Raw genomic sequence first — 18,986 nt, 5'->3', positions numbered from 1 at the left:
ACCGAAGTGACTCAGGAACTGATCACCCAACTACGCAGCGAGGTCGCCGGACCGGTCCTCGCGCCGGGGGACAAGGGGTACGCTGAGGAGTTGTCCGGGTTCAACCTGGCGGTGACGCACACGCCGGACGTCGTCGTCGGGCTGACGTCCGAGAGCGACGCGGTGGCGGTCGTGCGGGCCGCGGCGGCGACCGGTACGCCGGTGCGCGTGCTGGCGACCGGCCACGGCATCCCGAACCCGATCCGGGACGGCATCGTCGTGACGACCGGCCGGATGACCGGCGTGAGCGTGGACGCCGAGGCGCAGGTGGCGCACATCGCCGCGGGCAGCCGGTGGGCCGAGGTGGTCGCGGCCGCCGCACCGCACGGGCTGGCGCCGATCACCGGCGCGTCCGACGCGGTCGGCTGCATCGGGTACACGCTCGGCGGCGGGCTCGGCCCGCTCGCCCGGACGTACGGCTTCTCGTCGGACTGGGCCCGCGGCTTCCGGGTCGTGACCGCGGCCGGCGAGGCGGTGACCGCGAACGCGACCGAGCACGCGGACCTGTTCTGGGCGTTGCGCGGCGGCAAGGGCGGGTTCGGCATCGTCACCGCGATGGACTTCGGGCTCGTCGAGCTCGGCACGCTCTACGGCGGCTCGGTGTTCTTCGACGCCGAGTACATCGCCCCCGCTCTGACCACCTGGGCCGAGTGGACCAAGACGCTGCCGGAGAGCGCCAACACGTCCGTCGTGATCCTGCGGCTGCCGCCGCTGGAGTTCATCCCGGAGCCGTTGCGCGGCAAGACGGTGCTGAGCGTGCGGTTCGCGTACGTCGGCGCCGCGGCCGACGGGAAGGCGCTCTTCCAGCCGATCCGGGACGCCGGCCCGACGCTGATCGACGCCGTCGGCGAGATGCCGGCGAGCGACATCGCGCTGATCCACAACGACCCGAAGGACCCGACGCCTGCCTGGGACCGCGGGCTGATGCTCGACGAGCTGGACGCCGAGTTCGTCACCGCGTTCCTGGAGGTGGCCGGCCCGGACCAGCAGCTCCCGCTGGTCGCGGTCGAGCTGCGGCACCTCGGCGGCGCCACCGAGCGCGACGTCCCGGAGGGCAGCGCGGTCGGTGGCCGCGGCGGCGCGGGCACGCTGACGATGATCGGCGTACCGGACCCGAACCTGTTCGAGAAGGTGCTGCCGGCAACGGTCGACGCGGTGCTCGGCCGGCTCGAGCCGTGGGTGTCCCCGGAGACCACGGTGAACTTCGCCGGCGGCTTCGCGCTGCCCGGGTCGTACCAGGCGTCGTGGCCGGCCGACACGTTCGCGCGGCTGGCCGACGTACGGGCGGCCTACGACCCGGACTCGCTCTTCCCGTTCGGGCCCCGCCAGGAGAACTCGGGTTCGTAGCCGAGCAGGCGGTGGGCCTTCTCGATCGACAGCAACGTCTCGTTCGGGCCGAACGGCCGCTTCACCGCGACGCCGGGGAACACCTCGGCGAGCAGCTCCTCGTTCGGCCGGGTCATCACCGTGTCGGCGTTCGCGACGATGAACACGTCCGTACCGGTCACGTCGTACTCGAGCGACTTCCGGACGGCCTGCGCGCCGTCGCGGGCGTCGATGTACCCCCAGAGGTTCCACTTGCGCGCGTGCGCGTCCGCGTCGAACCCGGGGAACCGGGCATAGTCCTCCGGGTACATCACGTTCGAGAAGCGCAGGCCGATCAGCTTCAGGTCCGGGTGCCACCGGCACAGCTGCCGGGCCAGCTCCTCCTCGAGCGTCTTGACCAGCGAGTAGGTGCTGTTCGGCCGGGGCGGGTAGTCCTCGTCCACCGGCACGTACGGCGGGAACTCGTCGAACGGCAGCCCGAGCACGGTCTCGCTGGACGCCCAGACGATGTTCCGGACACCGGCCCGCAGCGCGGCCGAGAACACGTTGTACGTCACGGTCATGTTGTTGTGGAAGGTCGCCGCGTTCGGCCGCAGGCCCGGCGCCGGGACCGCGGCGAGGTGCACCACCGCGTCGACGCCGTCGTGTCGGTCGTCGATACCGGCGATCGCCTCGTAGGTCTGGCCGAAATCGGTCAGGTCCACGCGTGTCGACGTCACATCGGCCCGGGCCGGTGCAGCCTGGTCGAGAGCGACCACGTCCCAGCCGTGGTCCGCCAGGTGGTCGACGACGGCCTTGCCGAGCTTCCCGCTGCTTCCGGTGACCGCTACCCGCCTCGCCTCGTTCACGCTGAGATCATCGCACTAATGTGTGACATGCCACCGTGGAAGGACACATCGTGAAACTTGCTGGCCGGATGGATCGGTTGGGAACCGAGTCGGCGTTCGAGGTGCTCGCCAAGGCGAAGGCGCTGGAGGCCCGCGGACGCGAGATCGTGCACCTGGAGATCGGCGAACCCGACTTCGACACGCCGCCGCACGTGATCGCGGCCGCGCAACAGGCCCTGGACAAGGGGTTCACGCACTACGTGCCGGCGCCGGGGATCCCCGAGCTGCGGACCGCGGTCGCGGACTTCCTCGGCCGCACGAACCGGCTGGCCACGACGCCCGACCGGGTGCTGATCACCCCGGGCGCGAAGCCGATCATGTTCTTCACGATCCTGGCGCTCTGCGAGGAGGGCGACGAGGTCCTCTACCCGGACCCCGGCTTCCCGATGTACGCGTCGATCACGTCGTTCGCCGGCGCGAAGCCGGTGCCGGTGCCGCTGCGCGAGGAGAACGGGTTCGTCATCGATCCCGACGAGCTGCGGTCGCTGGTGACGGACCGCACCAAGCTGCTCATCCTGAACTCCCCGCACAACCCGTGCGGCAGCGCTTCGACGCCGGAGCAGCTGCAGGCGATCGCCGAGATCGCGATCGAGCACGACTTGGTCGTGCTCAGCGACGAGGTCTACTGGGCGCTGCGGTACGACGGGGAGCACCACAGCGTGCTCGACCTCGACGGCATGGCGTCGCGGACCGTCCTGCTCGACGGCTGGTCGAAGACGTTCGCGATGACCGGGTGGCGGCTGGGGTTCGGCGTGTTCCCCGAGCCGCTGGTCGAGCCGGTGACCCGGCTGATGATCAACTCGGTCTCGTGTACGTCGGCGTTCAGTCAGCACGCCGCGATCGCCGCCCTCGAAGGCCCCTGGGACGACGTCGACCGGATGCTCGAGGCGTTCCGCGAGCGGCGTGAGGTGATCGTGTCCGGGCTCAACGCCGTACCGGGGGTGTCGTGTGTGCAGCCGGGCGGAGCGTTCTACGCCTTCCCGAACATCACCGAGCTCGGCGTCTCCGCCGCCACCCTGGCCGACCGCCTGCTCGACGAGGCCGGCGTCGCGTGTCTGCCCGGCACGTCGTTCGGCACGTACGGCGAGGGCCACCTGCGCTTCTCGTACGCGAACTCGGTCGAGAACATCCGCCGCGCCCTCGACGCCTTCACGACTCTCGTGCGCTGACCGCCATCAGCCAGTCGGCGCCCACCACCCGGTAACCGAGCCGGTACAGACCGCGCAGGATGCCGGGCACGTGCTTGGCGCCGTACACCACGGCCACCTCGAGCTCCTCGTCGCCGCGGTCCCGGACGACTTCGGCGACCGCGGCGACAGCCCTGTCGTCGCGGCGGTCGAGCAGCAGGTCGAAGAACCGGTCCCACTCCTCGCCGCGCAGCTCCTCCTGCCTGGTCGGCAGGTCGTGCACCTCGATGTCGGGCGTCAGCAACGCCCGCCGGCCGGCGAAGAACCGGCCGATCGTCACGGCCGGGGTCGCTGCCCACAGCATCGCGCGCGTCTTCCACGGCAGCTCGTCGAAGCCCTCCTGGAACTCTTCGCCGGACATGTCCGGGGCCACGAACGGCACGCCGAGGTCGCCGTACGGAATGTCGTCCTCGACCAGCCCGGACTCCTCGTCGGCGGGCAACACCCGGTAGGTCATGGTCATGCCGTCGAGGGCCGAGGACTCCCCCTGGATGCCTTCGACGACGAGCAGATCGCACGCGCGCAGACGGGCCTCGACATCGCGGAAGAACTGCGGGTCGGCCACGTGCAGCATCGGGAAGACCACGATCACCGGTCCCCCGCCGCGCTTGGTCAGCCGCAGGACCGCGGACCGGGTGCCCACGATGCTGTTCTCGATGATCTGCATGTTCCCATCCCCCGACCGCCCTGTGGCACAGTGAGCTGATCATGACCAATCAGCACGGGCACACGCATCGGCTCGATCTCGACGACGCGTCCGTCCGGGAGTGGGACGCGACGGTGGTCGGATCGGATCCCGAGCGCGGGATCGTGCTGGACCGGTCCGCGTTCTACCCCGGTGGCGGCGGGCAGCCGCCGGACCAGGGGGTGCTGCTGTGGGGCGGCGTCCGGACCCGGATCGTCGGGACCACCAAGGGTGACGACCTCTATCTCGTACCGCACGAGGACGACCCGGTGCCGCCGGCCGGGACCGCCGTCCGCGGGGCGCTCGACGACGAACGGCGTACCCAGCTGATGCGGACGCACTCCGGCCTGCACGTGCTGACCGGGGTGGTGTTCCGCGACTTCGGCGCCCTCGTCACCGGCGGGAACATGGAGCCGCTGTCGGCGCGGATGGACTTCGACCTGGCCGAGGTGCCGCCGGACTTCAAGGACCGGGTCGCCGAGGCGGTGAACGCGGAGATCCGCACCGACCGGCGGATCACGACCGGCTTTCTGCCACGCGAGGAGGCGTTCGCGATCCCGGACATCATCCGGACCGCGACCAACCTGCTCCCACCCGATATCGAGATCGTCCGGATCGTCGACATCGCCGGCCTCGACACCCAGGCCGACGGCGGCACCCACGTCGCCTCGACCGCGCTGATCGGCCGCATGGAGGTCGTGAAGATGGAGAGCAAGGGCCGGGGCTTCCGGCGCCTGCGGGTGCGGATCGTCTGAGATCGCCTGAACCGGCCGACGGTCAGTCGGCCGGCTTCTGCTTCTGCTCGACGGCCTGCCGGCGCACGTCGGCCTGGACCGCGCGCTCGTGGTCGAGCCAGTCGGGGTTCTCGGTCTTGATCGCCTCGATCTGCGTGCTGGTGAGCGCCTCGGTGATGCCGGCCCGGGCCAGCCCGCTGATCGACACCCCGAGCTTCGCGGCCACCACCGGACGCGGGTGCGGACCGTCCCGGCGCAGGTCGCGCAGCCACTCAGGTGGGTCCGCCTGCAAGGCGTTGAGCTCGTCGCGCGACACCACGCCGTCCTGGAACTCCGCCGGGGTGGCCGGCAGGTACACGCCGAGCTTCTTCGCCGCCGTGGCAGGCTTCATGGTCTGGGTCTTGCGCGCCGTCATGGCAGCAGCGTATCGGCAGGTAGCCTGACCACCGTGACCGGATTCCGGCTGGGCTACGTCCCCGGCGTGACGCCCGCGAAATGGGCCCGGATCTGGACCGAGCGGCTCCCCCGGGTCCCGCTCGAGCTCGTCCAGGTCTCCGCCGCCGACGCTCCGGACGTCGTCCGCCGAACGGAGGTCGACGCCGCCCTGCTCCGGTTCCCGATCGACCGCACCGGGCTGCACGCGATCCCGCTGTACGTCGAGCAGACGGTCGTCGTGGTGCCCAAGGACCACCTGATCACCGCCGCCGACGAAGTCACGCTCGACGACCTCGCCGACGAACTGATGCTGCACCCGCGCGACGACGTCCTCGACTGGGAGCACCCGCCGGGCCGGCTGATCGACGACCGCCCGGCCCGGACCGCCGACGCGGTGGAGTTGGTTGCCATGGGCACCGGACTGCTGGTCGTACCGCAGTCGCTGGCCCGCCTGCACCACCGCAAGGACCTCACCTACCGCCCGCTGGCCGGCGTGCCGGAGTCGCAGGTCGCGCTCAGCTGGCCCGAGGACGAGACCAGCGAACTCGTCGAGCACTTCATCGGCATCGTCCGCGGCCGGACCGCGAACAGCACCCGCGGCCCCGCTGTCCCCGCACGGAAGAAGCCGCCGGCCACCCGGAAAGTTCCGAGAACCGCCGGCAAGACCCCGCGGAAGAAGCCCCGCCGCCGCTGAGGGGCAGCAACTCGAGTGGATATCCCCTCGAGTTGGGGGTTCTCCGGTGGTGTGAGCGCGAAGAACCCCCAACTCGGACGGATATCCGCTGCTCGCAGGTGGTGGGACTGGTGTTCAGTTGAGCTTTCAACTATCATTCCTGGTATGGCGATCTTCCGGTTGAACCACGCGGTCCTGTACGTGCGCGACGTCGCGGCGAGCGTCGCGTTCTACCGAGACGTCCTCGGCTTCGGTTACACCGAGACCGGTGACGCCATCCCCGGCGCGGCGTTCCTGCGCGCGCCCGGATCCACCAACGACCACGACCTGGGCCTGTTCCAGATCGGCTCGCAGGCCGGCCCGTCGGGCGCCGGGCGGACCACGGTCGGGCTGTACCACCTCGCCTGGGAGGTGGACACCCTCGGCGACCTGGAGGACCTGGCCGCCGCGCTCAGCGAGCACGACGCCCTGGTCGGCGCGTCCGACCACGGCACCACGAAGTCCCTGTACGGTAAGGACCCCGACGGGCTCGAGTTCGAGATCGTCTGGATCATCCCCGCCGACCTGCTCACCGACGAGGACCGGACCAGGACCGGCATCGCCCGGCTCGACCTCCCGGCCGAGATCGGCAAGTACGGCCGCGAGGCGCGGAGCGGCGTCGGCATCTCCCGCGTCGGCTGACCTTACCGGCAGGAGGTTTCCGCCTCAGCCGCGGACGATGCGCTCGGCGATGCGCAGGGCGTTGGCCAGGACCGTGAGGACGGGGTTCACTCCCCCGTTGGTGACGTGGACGGACGCGTCGGCGATCCAGACGTTGTCGTGGCCCCAGACCTTGCCGTATGGATCGGTGACCGAGCGGCCGGCGTCGTCGCCCATCCGGCAGGTGCCGGCCTGATGCTGGCCGGTGCTCGCCCCGCCCAGCGTCCCGAGCTTGCCCACCGCCGTCCGGACCGCGCCCGCTTCCTCGAGCCAGGCCTTCGCCTTGGCGCTCATGAAGCCGTGCGCACGAACGTCCTCCGGGTGGATCGAACCGCTGGTCACCACCACGGGGTTGCCGAGACGGTCCACGACGGCCGGATCGACGCGGACGCGCGAGTCCGCCGAGGTGACCTCCTGGATCGGGCCCACCACCCGGAGCATCCGCCGTACCTGGTGACGCATCGCGTCCACGCTCTCCGCGCCGGCCGGCGGGATCAGCCCGGCACCGGTCAGGTAGTCGTACGTCGCCGCGGGCGTCGGCACGAACTCGTTCGCGAGCATGCCGCCGCCGACGATCCCGTCATTGCCGTGCCGGAAGTCGCAGGTCGCGATCGACACCCCCGGCCCGACGAGATCGGCGACCTCGTCGGCGAACAGTGCCACCGCACCGGCGTACACATGGGCCTGCAGGTGCCGGCCGACCTGGTCCTGGTTGTTGCCGATCCCTTCCGGCTCGCCGTCGTGCGCGCTGTTCAGCAGCAGCCGCGGCGTCTCCGACGCTCCGGCGGCGACCACCACCTCATCGCACGCCACGGTCCGCCGCCAGCTCCCGTCGCCCGCAGCCAGCGCGACGCCGACGACCCGGCCGGTCGAGTCGGTCACGAGACGCTCGGCCGTGGTCTCGGTGACGAGCGTGCAGTTCCCGGTCGCGAGCGCCGCGGGCAGTGCGGTGTTGTGCGTCCCGCCCTTCGCCTCCACCGGGCAGGCGAACCCGACGCACAGCCCGCACCGCACACACCCCGAGCGTCCTTGGCGGTCGACCGAGTTGATGAGCAGTGGTACGTCGAGCGTCCCCCACCCCAGGCGGTCTGCCGCAGCAGCCAGCGCCGAGGCCGGTCCGGTCCGCGGCAGCGGCGGCATCGGCAACGGGATCGACCGCGGCCCGTGCCACGGATCGGTCCCACCACCGCTGACCCCGAAGCGCTGCTCCGCCAGCGAGTAGTAAGGCTCGAGGTCGTCGTACGAGATCGGCCAGTCGGCCAGCGCGCTCCCGTCCGGTACGCCGTACGTCGTGGCCATCCGGAAGTCCCGCGGCACGAAGCGCCACGCCTGCGCGCCGTACACGCGGGTGCCGCCACCGACCGTGAACGCGTTGTTCCCCCAGCCGCCGTCGGGTGGGAGCACCTCGCTCCGGACGCCGTTTACCAGGGACACCCGCGGACGCCCCGCCGGATCCGGGTCCGTCAGCGCCGGGAGGCCGGCCACCGACCGTGGATTGCGGAGGTGGTCGCGCGCCAACGACTCCGTCGACGGGTAGCTGCCAAGCTCGACGACGAGCACCGACCGCCCCGACTCGGCCAGCACCTGAGCTGCCGCGCCGCCCCCTGCGCCGGACCCGATCACCACGCAGTCGTACCGCTCCGCCAGCTGCTCCCGGCGCGTCACGGTCAAGTCGGTCCGCACCGGCTCGAACTCCCCGCTCCGCCAGCCGACCATCGCCCAGGTCGCCGGATCCGCGTAGAACCCCTGCGCGATCAATCGCACCAGCCAGGCCCGGTCCGCGTCCGTCGCGTTCGAGAGCCCGCGCTCCACGCGACCGAGCCAGTCCGGCCGATCCTGCGTCAGCACGTGCTCGACGAAACCGACCGCCGCCCGCTGCCACCCCTGCCCCGGCACGACGGACTCTGCCAACCGCTCCAACTCGACCCGCTGCTCTTCAGACAAGCGCACCCGCAGATCCTTTCACGGGGCGAGGTTCTGTACTTGCCGGTCCATTTTTTGCGAGCAACGCTGTGGGCATGGCACTTGACGACTATTACCTGCTCGGGCGATCGGGGCTGCGGGTCAGCCGGCTCGCTCTGGGCACGATGAACTTCGGGCAGTCCGGATTCCACGCGCCGTACGGAAGAACCGAGGACGAGGCGCGGGCGATCTTCCGGACCTATGTCGAGGCCGGCGGCAACTTCATCGACACCGCCGACTTCTACACCGCGGGTGAGAGCGAACGGATCCTCGGCCGGCTGATCGCCGAGGCCGGCGTCCGGGAGCGGATGGTGCTCACCACGAAGGCGACCAACAGCGTCGACGCCGGCGACCCGAACGCGGGCGGCAACAGCCGCAAGCATCTGATCCGCGCCCTCGACGAGTCCCTGCGCCGGCTCGGCACCGACTACGTCGACCTGTTCCTGCTGCACACCTGGGACCGCATCACGCCGGTCGACGAGGTGCTGCGGACCCTCGACGATCTCACCCGCGCCGGCAAGATCCGGTACGCCGGGCTGTCCGACGTACCGGCCTGGTACGCCGCCCGCGCGCAGACCCTCGCCGACGCGCACTCGCTGACGCCGATGGTCAGCCTGCAACTGCCGTACTCGCTGGCGGAGCGGACGATCGAGACCGAGCACGTCGGGATGGCACAGCAGCTCGGCCTCGGGATCACCGCGTGGAGCCCCCTGGCCGGCGGCTTCCTGACCGGCAAGTACCGGCGTGACGACACCCACGGCGTGACCGGCGACGGCCGGCTGACCGGGGACGGCGCACCGGAACGCACGTGGACGGAGCAGCAGTGGGACCTGCTCGCGACGGTCCGGGACGTTGCGGACAAGCTCGGCGTGACGCCGGCGCAGGTTGCGGTCAACTGGGCCGCGACCCAGCCCGGGATCGCGTCCGCGATCGTCGGCGCGAGCCGCCCGGAGCAGCTCGAGTCCAGTATCGCGGCGCTCGGTTTCAAGCTGCCGGCCGAGCTCCGGGCCGCCCTCGACGAGGCCGGCGCCGTTCCGCCGGACTCGGTCTACCAGATGTTCACGCCGCAGTACCAGGGCTGGCTGGTGAACCCGGGAGCGAAGGTGGCCGACAAGCCGGCCGGGTACCAGCCGCCGGTGCTCAACTGGCGCTGAGGTAGTCCAGGCACAGGTCGAGCGCGTACTCCAGGTGCGTCGACGATCCGGACGACATCAGGATCGCGACGCCGCCCTGGATCGCGGCGATGAGTGCGCCGGCCGCGCGGGCGGGATCCACATCGGCACGGATCTCGCCCGTGGCCTGCATCTGCTCGATGCCGAGCTCGAGCCGGTGCTGCCACTGCGCGAGCAGCTGACCCGTCACGGCCTGGGCGGCCGGCGTGTGCCGGCCGATCTCGGTGATCAGTACGCCGAGCGGGCAGTGCACGCCCTGCCGGCGGTACTTCTCGACGACGGCGTCCCGCCAGTCGTGCCACGCGTCCCAGGTGGTGAGCTTCCCCAGGTGCGGCTCCTGGTCCTCGAGCACCTGCTGGGCCTCCCGCTCGGCGACGGCGAGCAGCAACTGTTCCTTGCCCTCGGGGAAGTAGTGGAACAGCTGGCTCTTCCCGGTCCGGCTGCGCCGGCCGATGTCGTCCAGCTTCACCGCACTGATGCCACGCTCCCGGATCTCCGCCGCGGCCGCCGTCACGATCCGCTCGCGCGTCGCCACGCCCTTCGCTGTCAGCACACCGTCAAATGTACCCGCGGGTTCATTCGTTCAGCGCAGCCAGCTGCGCGAACACCGGCTTCGGCTCCCAGTGCCCGTCGTCGTCGACCGCGACCAGCCCGTAGGACGAGAGATCGAGATCGTGCTCCGGGTCGTCCGGACGGTGCGGCAGCGCGAAGCCCGCGAAGCTGAACCAGAACGCCGCCGCCAGCTCGATCCGGTCGAACTCCTCGACGAGCTCGATCAGGTACTCCACTTGCTCCTCCTCGTCCCGCTCGTACGCGCCGTTGATCACCGGCGGGTCGACCTCGCGGTTCACGATCATCCAGCCGGTCCCGCCGCGGTCGGCCGCGCCGCGATAGGCGCAACAGCCGAACTCGGTCGCGACCACGGGCTTGCCCCACTTCTTCCGCGCCGCCAGTTCGTCGGCGAACGTCGCCGCGTTGCCGGCGTCCCGGTACGCGTCGACGGCGACGATGTCGAACAGGTCCCAGTTCACGTCTTCCCACAGCCCCGCGGCGTACGTGATCCGGCCGCCGAAGACGCTCCGCGCCGCGGACGCCAACTGCTGCTGCACCTCGCCCCAGCGCGCGAGTCCCGCCTGCAACTGCGTGAGCTTCGCGGGATCGGCCCAGGTCGCGGGATCAGCCATCAACGCCAGCCGCTCCCCCGACGTCTCGCCGGGCACGAAACCCTTGCAGAACACGGAAAGCTCGCACCCGAGCACGAGCACCACCTCTCCCGGACCCGACCGCCGCAGCGCCTCCGCGCGCCGGCCGCAGTCGGTCAGGAAGGCGACGAACTCGTCCGGCTCCAGGTCCATCGGCACCGGCGAGAACCACAGATCAAGACCCGCCGCCAGCGCGGCCTCACCGGCCGTCGCGAGCCGGTCCGGATCGTTGCCCGACACCCGGACCGCGGGCGCGTGCAACTGGTCGGCGATCACCGTCAGGTCGCGGCGCACCTCCTCCGGGTCGAAGTGCTCGCGAGTACTGCGGCCGTCGTAGCGCAGGCCGGTGTCGTAGTTCACCCCGATCGAGAGCATGACCAGCACGGTAGCAAACAAAGTCATACTCAGTACTTCTTTTTATCCGGTATGGTGAGCACCATGGAGGGGCGCCGAGAGCGGAAGAAGGCGGAGGTCCGGGCCCGGATCTCCGAGGTCGCGACCGCGCTGTTCCTCGAGCGCGGGTTCGACGCGGTGTCGGTCTCAGAGGTCGCCGAGGCGGCCGACGTCGCGCGGCCGACGGTCTTCGCGCACTTCACGCGCAAGGAGGACCTGCTCTTCGACCGCTACCCCGAGGCCGAGGCACTGATCGTCGCCGCGGTCGAGGATCGTCCGGCCGGCACGTCCGCGGTGCACGCGCTGTCCGGTCTGCTCGTCACGCTCGCCGACGAAGGGCATCCGCTGTCGGCGATGCGCGGGCAGTTCCGCCGCTTCTGGGAGGTCGTCGCCGAGTCCAGGGCGCTGCAGTCCCGCGCCCGCGAGCTCCTCGACCAGCTCGAGCAGGCGATCGCCGCCGCGATGGCGCACACCGCCGTACCGGAGCCGCGGCTGACCGCCGCGCTCGCAGTCGCCGCGTATCGCACCGTCCACCTGGAGGCGGTACGCCGGATCCTCGCCGGCGAGGACGCCACGGCTGTCGCGGTCGACCACCGCGCGCAGACCCTGCACGCCCTCGCCGTCGTCGACGGTCACCTGGCAGGTCTGCGGAACCAGACCACCGCCCCGGCCACGGCCAGGTAGACCAGCGGGATCGCCGGCGACTCTCCGAGGACGAAGAGGTTGGTGGCGCTCGCGCCGACCATCAGTGCGACGAGACCGAGCGCGGCCGGCCGGCACAGGCGTGGGACCAGGACGCCGATCGCACCGGCGAGCTCCAGCGTCCCGACCAGGTAGCGCAGCCATTGCCCGACGCCGATCCTTGCGAACATGTCGACCAAGGCCGGGTCGCCCGACAGTTTCGGCAGCGCGGCCGTCGCGAACAGCGCGGCCAGCACGCCCTGCAGCATCCACAACGCCACGGTCCGCGGACGGACGGTCCGGCGGGTCGTCACCGACGTACTCATGAGCTTCTCCTTCGGTCGTCAGGATTTCCGGTACGACGAAGGTCCCGCGAGCCGCCCGCAGCCGGCATCCGTGCCGGCCACGGAACCGCTACGGAGTCAGGTAAGTGGCGATCGTGCGGGCGCAGTCGACGGACTCCGCGTGCGAGCTGTCCACCTCGACGTCGTACGTGACGCCCTCGTGGACGACGTACGCCTGCTGCGCGGCCATGCCGCGGGTGCGGTCGCCGCGGGCCAGTTCGCGCCCGGCGGCGACCTCGGGGTCGCAGTGGACGCCGACGAACAGCGTCTCGACGTCACCGGCCGCGTCCCGCCAGCGTTGCTGCGAGCCGGCGCCGCCGAGGAAGACGTCGTCGACGATCACCCGGCCGCCGGCCCGGCACATCGCCACGATCCCGGCGGTCCAGGCCGCGTCCAGCTCGCGGAACGCGGGCCCGACCGAGACCTCGCCGTCCGGCCCGAACTCGATCCCGCCGTCCATCACCGCGGGCAGCGCGTCCACGAAGTCGTCCACGCTGAATCCGAGCCAGGGCTCCGGCAGCACCGCCTGCAGACACCGCACGATCCCGGTCTTCCCGGAGCTGGAGCCGCCGTTGATGATGATCAGTCGAGCCGTCACCCGCGCAAGGCTAGGGCCTGACCGGCCGTCGCCTCGACAGGTTTCCCGCGCCGCGCCAGCCCGAGCAGCGGCAGCGCCAGGGTCTGGATACCCGCCGTCACCAGGTACGCCGGGCCGTAGCCCCACGCGTCCGCGGACCGGCCGAGCACCGGTTGGATCACGACCCCGCCGGCCGAGCCGAGCAGACTGTCGAACGACAGCACCGTCGCCCGCTGCGCCGACGGGATGTGGCTGTTCAGGTACGCCTGCCGCACCGGCGACATCGCCGCGAACAAGGTGCCCCACAGCATCAGCAGCACGAGCGCGACGCCGAACGACGTCACCAGCCCGATCACCGCGATCACCACCCCGGACGCGGCGATCGCCCCGATGAGGATCCCGATCCGGTCCCGGAACACGCGGGCGACGGACGCCGCGGACGCGCCGCCCGCGATCTGCGCCGCGGCGACGATCCCGGCCGACAGACCCGCGATCGCGTACGAGCCGGTGTGTCCGTACAACTGCAGCAGGTACGGCTGTGCGGCGTAGAAGCCGTAGACGGTCGCCCCCGCCGTGAACGGCCCAGCCAGCATCACCCAGCGCACCCGCCGGTCGAGCAGGCCGTGCCGCAACGACGCCCGGACGATCCCGGCCAGCTCGCCCCGCACAGAGCCGCGGGCCTTCGGGGTGAAGCCGATGTCGCGCATCGACCGCGCGGCCACTGCGAAGGTGACCAGCAGCAAGGCGGCCCGCACGAGGTACGGCGTGCCCAGGTTCGTGAGCTGCGCCAGTACCCCGCCGCCGATCGTGCCGGCCATCATCGCGACCCCGTTCACCACCTGCCCCTTCGCGAACGCCGCGTCCAGCGACCCGGCGTACCCGGTCGCGTGCAGCCCGTCGACGAGCCACGCCTCGGTCGCGCCGCTGAAGAACGTGAACCCGAGACCGAGCAGCATCGACACGATCGCCCACCACACGAACGGCGCGTGCGCACGCCACAGCAGCAGGTACAGCACGGTCGTCCCGATGAGTGTGGCGGTGCCGAGCAGGTACGACGTACGGCGCCCGACCGTGTCCGCGACCACGCCGGTCGGCACCTCGAACAGCACCATGCCCGCGGTGAAGAACGCGTTCGCGGCGAACGTCTGCCCGATTCCCAGTCCGGCGTCGAGCAGGAACAACGTGTTGATGCCCCAGATCATCGACGACGCGCCCGTCGACACCGCGACCAGCGTGAGGTAGGTCCGTAGTACCCGTTCGGCTGTCATATCCGCTACGTCGGAGCCGGGACCGGCGGTTCGACACGCCGTAGCTCCGGGGGCGGGTATCGTCCGGGGACGTGACGGACCAGAAGGCGGAGACGGCGGAGGCGCCGCAGCCTCATCACAACGCCCACGACACGGCCAAGCTCGCGGTGATCGTCGGCGCGCTCGGCGTCGTGTTCGGTGACATCGGAACCAGTCCGATCTACACCCTGCAGACGGTCTTCAACCCCGAGGACCCGCACCCGGTCCCGCTCAGCGACCACAACGTGTACGGCGTGGTGTCGCTGATCTTCTGGTCGGTGATGATCATCGTCACCGTCACGTACATCCTGCTCACGATGCGCGCGGACAACAACGGCGAGGGCGGCGTGGTGGCGCTGATCACGCTGCTCCGCAAGTGGATGCGTACGCACCCGGGCCGGAAGGCCTCCGCGGTGCTGGCCACGGTGGGCCTGTTCGGCGCGTCGCTGTTCTTCGGCGACGGCATGATCACGCCCGCGATCTCGGTGCTGTCGGCGGTCGAGGGACTCAAGACGGTGGAGCCGTCGCTGGGCGAGTACGTGATCCCGATCACCGCGGTCATCATCATCGGGCTGTTCATGGTCCAACGCCGCGGCACCGAGCAGATCGGCCGGGCGTTCGGGCCGGTGATGATCGTGTGGTTCGCGGTGATCGGCGCGGCCGGGATCGGCGGCATCCTCGAGCACGGCGAGATCCTGAAGGCGCTCTCCCCGACGTACGCGATCGGCTTCCTCACCGGGCACTTCCACATCGCCTTCTTCGCGCTGGCGGCGGTCGTGCTGTCGATCACCGGCGCCGAGGCGCTGTACGCCGACATGGGGCACTTCGGCCGGAAGGCGATCAGCCGCGGCTGGCTGTTCCTGGTGCTGCCGGCCCTGACGCTCAGCTATTTCGGCCAGGGTGCGCTGATCCTGAAGAACCACGAGAACATCACCAGCCCGTTCTTCCTGCTGGTCCCGGACTGGGGCCGGCTGCCGCTGGTACTGCTCGCGACCGCCGCGACCGTGATCGCGTCGCAGGCCGTCATCACCGGGGCCTACTCGGTGATGGCCCAGGCCGCCCAGCTCGGGTACCTGCCCCGGCTCCGGGTGACGCACACGTCGGCGACGACGATCGGCCAGATCTACGTACCGTTCGTGAACTGGCTGCTGTTCGTGTCGGTGCTGACGCTGATCTTCGCGTTCCGCAGTTCGGCCGCGCTGGCGTACGCGTACGGCATGACCGTGACCGGGACGATCACCATCACCACGCTGCTGTTCTTCTACGTCGCGCACTATCGCTGGAAGGTGCCGCGCTGGCTGATCCTGGCGGGCGCCGTACCGCTGCTCCTGATCGACGGTCTGTTCATCGCGGCCAACCTGACGAAGCTGCTGCACGGCGCGTGGCTGCCGCTGCTGATCGCGCTCACCTCGTTCACGGTGATGACGACCTGGCAGCGCGGCCGTGAGGTCGTCACGCGCGAGCGGGAGCGCGCCGAGGGCCCGCTGCAGGAGTTCATCGACGAGCTGAGGTCCGGCAAGCTGCCGGTCCGTACGGTCCCCGGTACGGCGATCTTCCTCAACCGCGGCGGCGTCAGCGCACCGCTCGCGCTGCGGGCGAACGTCGAGCACAACCAGGTCCGGCACGAGCACGTCGTGATCGTCGCGATCGAGACCGAGCCGGTGCCTCGGGTCCCGGACGATCAACGGGTCACCGTGAACGACCTCGGGTACGGCGACGACGGGATCACCCACGTCACGATCAAGTTCGGGTACATGGAGTCGCCCGACGTACCGACTGCCCTCGCGCGGCTCGATCCGGCCGCCTCCGAAGGCCCGCTCGATCTCGGCAAGGCGTCGTACTTCCTGTCGAAGATCGAGCTCCGGCGGGGCAAGGAGCCGACGATGGCGGGGTGGCGCAAGCAGTTGTTCCTGGCCACCTCGCACATCACCGCGGACGCGGCCGAGCACTTCGGGCTGCCGCGGGACCGGACCGTGATCATCGGCTCGCACATCGAGCTCTGATGGACCAGACGTACGACGAGAGCGCGCCGGTGCGCGCACTGGCCGGCCTCGTCCGTACGGTCTGGATCCAGCGCACCGGCGCCCAGCCCTATCCGCAGCGAGACCTGCCGACCGGCGGCGTCGAGCTGCACTGCCCGGTCGGCGGCGTACCGCGACTGATCGGGCCGCTGACCCGGGCGCACCTGCAGGTGATCCCGCCGCGGACGACGATCGTCGGCGTGCGGTTCATGCCGGGCGCGGGCACGCCGCTGCTCGGCGTACCCGCGGACGACCTGGTCGACTGCGCCGCCGACCTGTGGGGCCCCGCGGCGGACGCGATCGGTGCGGCGGTCGCGGCCGCGCGGAGTCCGCAGGCGGCGCTGCTCGGCGTGCAGCGGTACCTCATCGGGCAGGAGCTGCGCCCGGATCCGGTCGTGGCGGAGCTGGTGCGGCGGCTGATGCCGTGGGAGCGGACCGGGATCGCGTCGCTGGCGGACGAGCTGGCGTTGTCGGAGAGCCAGCTGCGGCGGCGGTGCCTGACGGCGACCGGAGTCGGGCCGAAGGCGTTGCAGCGGACGCTGCGGTTCCAGGGGTATCTCGCACTGGCACAGGCCGGGTTCGGCAGCGGTCTCTCGGACCTCGCCGCCGAGACCGGGTACGCCGACCACGCGCATCTGACCCGCGAGTGCGTCCGGCTGACCGGCGTGACGCCGCGCGAACTGCTCGGCGACAAAGCCGATCGCTGCGACTGCGGTCACGACCACTCCGCGTCCTACCGGCCCTTCCTCGCCGGGTGGTACGACCGTTTCGTTCAAGCGCGGCGCGGCGGTCCGCTCCTAGCGTCGGCCCATGGACCTGATCGCTCCTGACCACGAGCTGTACGACGCACTGCGGCGCCCGGCCATGCCGCAGCACGAGCACATCCGCCCGCGGGTGATCGCCCGCTGCGCTTGCGTCGACGACGTCATCGAGGCGCTCGGCTACGCACGCTCGCACGGTCTGCCGGTGGCACCCCGCGGCGGCGGCCACTGCTTCGCCGGACGCTCGTCGACGACGGGCCTGATGATCGAGCTCTCGGCGCTGTCGGCGATCTCGGTGGATTCCGGGCTCGCGACCATCGGGGCGGGTGCCCGGCTCGCCGATGTCTATCGCGGGCTGCACGGGTACGGGCTGACGATTCCGGCGGGGTGCGGGCCGACGGTCGGGATCGTGGGGCTGACGTCGGGCGGCGGGCTCGGGCTGCTCGGGCGGCGGTACGGGCTGACCTGCGACCGGCTCGTCGCGGCGACCGTCGTCCTCGCGGACGGCGACGTCGTGACGTGCGACGCGGAGCGGGAGGCCGACCTGTTCTGGGCGCTGCGCGGCGCGGGCGGTGGTCAGTTCGGCGTCGTCACCTCGCTGGTGTTCGCCGCCGTACCGTCGCCGGCCGCGACGCGGTTCCGGCTGACCTGGCCCCGCGACCGGGCGCTCGACGTGATCGCTGCGTGGCAGAAATGGGCGCCCGACGCGCCGGACGAGATGAGTGCGAGCCTGCAGGTGACCGCTGCCGAGGTGCGGGTCTTCGGCGCCACCCTCGCCGCCTTCGACATCGGCCCGCTCGGCGACGCTCCCGAGATCGACGTCCGCGGCGACCTCAGCTGGCCCGCGCTCAAAGCCTCGCTCTCGGAGGGTGATCCGGACGGCCGGGTCGTGCACAGCAAGTCCGAGTTCTTCCGTGCCGCGCTGCCGCCGGAGGCGGTCGGCCGGCTTCTCGACGCCGGCTGCGAACTGAACTTCACGCCGATGGGCGGCGCCTACAACCGCGTCCCGGTCGACGCCACCGCCTTCGCCCACCGCGCCGAACGCTTCCTGCTCGAACATGTCGCGCCGGATCGGACCGCCGTACGCCGGTCCTGGTCGATCGCGCACCCCTACGGCTCGGGGCACGTCTATCCCAACTTCCCCGACCCCGATCTGACCGACTGGGCCGCCGCCTATCACGGCGCGAACCATGCCAGGCTCGAGAACGTGAAGGCCGCCTACGACCCTGGCGACGTGTTCCACTTCCCCCAATCGCTTGGAGGTGGCAGATGATCCGGCTGTACATGAGCATGTCGGTCGACGGCTTCGTGGTCGGGCCCGGCGACAGCACCGAGGAGCCGATGGGGCGCGGCGGATTCCGCCTGTTCAACTGGCTCGACGACCGCAACTCCGACGGGCCGAGCGGGCAGGTCTATCGCGAATGCCTGGCCACGGGGGCGCTGATCGCGGGCCGTCGCACGTACGAGCACGCCGGGCGCTGGAACGGCGACCACCACGACGGCGTACCGATGTTCATCCTCACCCACCACGCGGACGACGATCCCCCGGGAACTGCCGTCTACGTGACCGACGTCGGCGAGTGCGCCGCCCGGGCGAAGGCGGCCGCTGGCGACCGCGACGTCATGGTCCACGGCGCCGGCGCGGCCCAGGCCCTGCTCCGCGCCGGCCTCCTCGACGAAATCGAACTCCACGTCGTCAACGTCCTCCTCGGCCAGGGCCGCCGCCTGTTCGACAACCTCCCCGCCGAATACATCGAACTCGAACCACTCCGCCAACTCCCCGCCCGCGACGTCACCCACCTGCGCTACCGCGTCCTGAAGTAAGCGCCCGCAGTCTTAGCTGCAGGTGGGAAAAATGTTCGGGCCAGGGCCTTGAGCTGGTTGGAATTTGGCTTCACGATGTGGTGCGACTGATCCCACGC

20 protein-coding genes are annotated in these 18,986 nt (G+C 70.9%); 11 read left to right on the top strand and 9 right to left on the bottom strand.

Annotation, left to right across the window (positions count from 1 at the left end; all coding sequences use genetic code 11):
* The first annotated feature begins 6 nt into the window (after positions 1-6).
* Positions 7-1,386, top strand: a complete 1,380-nt coding sequence (locus tag ABZX12_RS10870) for an FAD-binding oxidoreductase (RefSeq protein ID WP_355691950.1) — start codon at positions 7-9, stop codon at positions 1,384-1,386.
* On the opposite strand, the gene ABZX12_RS10865 is transcribed toward ABZX12_RS10870, so the two are convergent.
* Positions 1,329-2,213 (bottom strand): NAD(P)-dependent oxidoreductase, encoded by an 885-nt coding sequence (locus ABZX12_RS10865; protein ID WP_355691948.1) that lies wholly within the window; start codon positions 2,211-2,213, stop codon positions 1,329-1,331. The genes ABZX12_RS10870 and ABZX12_RS10865 overlap by 58 nt on opposite strands.
* A 50-nt stretch (positions 2,214-2,263) precedes the next feature.
* Between ABZX12_RS10865 and ABZX12_RS10860 the strand changes: the two genes are divergently transcribed.
* A complete protein-coding gene (locus ABZX12_RS10860; RefSeq protein ID WP_355691946.1) occupies positions 2,264-3,421 on the top strand; it encodes a pyridoxal phosphate-dependent aminotransferase in 1,158 nt (385 codons plus the stop codon).
* Here the strand turns inward: ABZX12_RS10860 and ABZX12_RS10855 are convergent.
* Positions 3,402-4,106: a hypothetical protein gene (locus ABZX12_RS10855; RefSeq protein WP_355691945.1), complete on the bottom strand. Its 705-nt coding sequence runs from the start codon at positions 4,104-4,106 to the stop codon at positions 3,402-3,404. The two genes, ABZX12_RS10860 and ABZX12_RS10855, sit on opposite strands and share 20 nt — an antisense overlap.
* A gap of 41 nt (positions 4,107-4,147) precedes the next feature.
* On the opposite strand from ABZX12_RS10855, the gene ABZX12_RS10850 reads away from it, so the two are divergent.
* The gene (locus ABZX12_RS10850; protein WP_355691943.1) at positions 4,148-4,879 is read left to right on the top strand and encodes an alanyl-tRNA editing protein; all 732 of its coding nucleotides are present in this window, start codon (positions 4,148-4,150) and stop codon (positions 4,877-4,879) included.
* 22 nt (positions 4,880-4,901) lie between these two features.
* Here ABZX12_RS10850 and ABZX12_RS10845 read toward each other — a convergent pair whose 3' ends face one another.
* Positions 4,902-5,273 (bottom strand): DUF5997 family protein, encoded by a 372-nt coding sequence (locus ABZX12_RS10845; RefSeq protein WP_355691941.1) that lies wholly within the window; start codon positions 5,271-5,273, stop codon positions 4,902-4,904.
* Positions 5,274-5,306: 33 nt separating this feature from the next.
* Here ABZX12_RS10845 and ABZX12_RS10840 point away from each other — a divergent pair, with 33 nt between their 5' ends.
* Both ABZX12_RS10840 and ABZX12_RS10835 read left to right on the top strand, forming a co-directional pair.
* Positions 5,307-5,987: a LysR family substrate-binding domain-containing protein gene (locus ABZX12_RS10840; protein ID WP_355691939.1), complete on the top strand. Its 681-nt coding sequence runs from the start codon at positions 5,307-5,309 to the stop codon at positions 5,985-5,987.
* 144 nt (positions 5,988-6,131) lie between these two features.
* Positions 6,132-6,647: a VOC family protein gene (locus ABZX12_RS10835; protein ID WP_355691938.1), complete on the top strand. Its 516-nt coding sequence runs from the start codon at positions 6,132-6,134 to the stop codon at positions 6,645-6,647.
* A gap of 24 nt (positions 6,648-6,671) precedes the next feature.
* Here the strand turns inward: ABZX12_RS10835 and ABZX12_RS10830 are convergent, their stop codons facing one another.
* Complete coding sequence (locus tag ABZX12_RS10830) at positions 6,672-8,615, bottom strand: GMC family oxidoreductase (protein ID WP_355691936.1); 1,944 nt, start codon at positions 8,613-8,615, stop codon at positions 6,672-6,674.
* 68 nt (positions 8,616-8,683) lie between these two features.
* Between ABZX12_RS10830 and ABZX12_RS10825 the strand changes: the two genes are divergently transcribed.
* Entirely contained in the window at positions 8,684-9,781 is a 1,098-nt protein-coding gene (locus ABZX12_RS10825) for an aldo/keto reductase (RefSeq protein WP_355691934.1), read from the top strand.
* Here the strand turns inward: ABZX12_RS10825 and ABZX12_RS10820 are convergent.
* Entirely contained in the window at positions 9,768-10,352 is a 585-nt protein-coding gene (locus tag ABZX12_RS10820; protein WP_355691933.1) for a TetR/AcrR family transcriptional regulator, read from the bottom strand. The two genes, ABZX12_RS10825 and ABZX12_RS10820, sit on opposite strands and share 14 nt — an antisense overlap.
* A gap of 22 nt (positions 10,353-10,374) precedes the next feature.
* The gene (locus ABZX12_RS10815) at positions 10,375-11,403 is read right to left on the bottom strand and encodes a hypothetical protein (RefSeq protein ID WP_355691932.1); all 1,029 of its coding nucleotides are present in this window, start codon (positions 11,401-11,403) and stop codon (positions 10,375-10,377) included.
* A 36-nt stretch (positions 11,404-11,439) separates the two neighbouring features.
* Between ABZX12_RS10815 and ABZX12_RS10810 the strand changes: the two genes are divergently transcribed.
* Positions 11,440-12,078, top strand: a complete 639-nt coding sequence (locus ABZX12_RS10810; protein WP_355691931.1) for a helix-turn-helix domain-containing protein — start codon at positions 11,440-11,442, stop codon at positions 12,076-12,078.
* Here the strand turns inward: ABZX12_RS10810 and ABZX12_RS10805 are convergent.
* From ABZX12_RS10805 to ABZX12_RS10795, 3 genes are all read right to left on the bottom strand, one after another.
* On the bottom strand, positions 12,027-12,401 hold the full coding sequence (locus tag ABZX12_RS10805; RefSeq protein WP_355691929.1) for a DoxX family protein: 375 nt from the start codon (positions 12,399-12,401) through the stop codon (positions 12,027-12,029). The two genes, ABZX12_RS10810 and ABZX12_RS10805, sit on opposite strands and share 52 nt — an antisense overlap.
* Before the next feature lie 88 nt (positions 12,402-12,489).
* A complete protein-coding gene (cpt, locus tag ABZX12_RS10800) occupies positions 12,490-13,017 on the bottom strand; it encodes a chloramphenicol phosphotransferase CPT (RefSeq protein ID WP_355691927.1) in 528 nt (175 codons plus the stop codon).
* Positions 13,014-14,264 carry an MFS transporter gene (locus tag ABZX12_RS10795; RefSeq protein ID WP_355691926.1) on the bottom strand — a complete coding sequence of 417 codons (1,251 nt, stop codon included), beginning with the start codon at positions 14,262-14,264 and terminating at the stop codon, positions 13,014-13,016. The genes cpt and ABZX12_RS10795 overlap by 4 nt, the downstream gene beginning before the upstream one ends.
* A gap of 71 nt (positions 14,265-14,335) precedes the next feature.
* Here ABZX12_RS10795 and ABZX12_RS10790 point away from each other — a divergent pair, with 71 nt between their 5' ends.
* Genes ABZX12_RS10790 through ABZX12_RS10775 form a run of 4 tightly spaced genes read left to right on the top strand, consistent with a single transcriptional unit; the run spans position 14,336 to position 18,888 of the window.
* Complete coding sequence (locus tag ABZX12_RS10790) at positions 14,336-16,285, top strand: potassium transporter Kup (RefSeq protein WP_355691924.1); 1,950 nt, start codon at positions 14,336-14,338, stop codon at positions 16,283-16,285.
* On the top strand, positions 16,285-17,133 hold the full coding sequence (locus ABZX12_RS10785) for a helix-turn-helix transcriptional regulator (protein WP_355691923.1): 849 nt from the start codon (positions 16,285-16,287) through the stop codon (positions 17,131-17,133). The genes ABZX12_RS10790 and ABZX12_RS10785 overlap by 1 nt, the downstream gene beginning before the upstream one ends.
* Positions 17,114-18,337: an FAD-binding oxidoreductase gene (locus ABZX12_RS10780; RefSeq protein WP_355691921.1), complete on the top strand. Its 1,224-nt coding sequence runs from the start codon at positions 17,114-17,116 to the stop codon at positions 18,335-18,337. Before ABZX12_RS10785 ends, ABZX12_RS10780 begins: the two co-directional genes overlap by 20 nt.
* The gene (locus ABZX12_RS10775) at positions 18,334-18,888 is read left to right on the top strand and encodes a dihydrofolate reductase family protein (protein ID WP_355691919.1); all 555 of its coding nucleotides are present in this window, start codon (positions 18,334-18,336) and stop codon (positions 18,886-18,888) included. Before ABZX12_RS10780 ends, ABZX12_RS10775 begins: the two co-directional genes overlap by 4 nt.
* Positions 18,889-18,986: the final 98 nt, after the last annotated feature.

The sequence above is a fragment of the Kribbella sp. NPDC003505 genome (genome assembly GCF_040610875.1).
Lineage (GTDB): Bacteria > Actinomycetota > Actinomycetes > Propionibacteriales > Kribbellaceae > Kribbella.
This window is presented reverse-complemented; position numbering and strand designations above follow the sequence as displayed.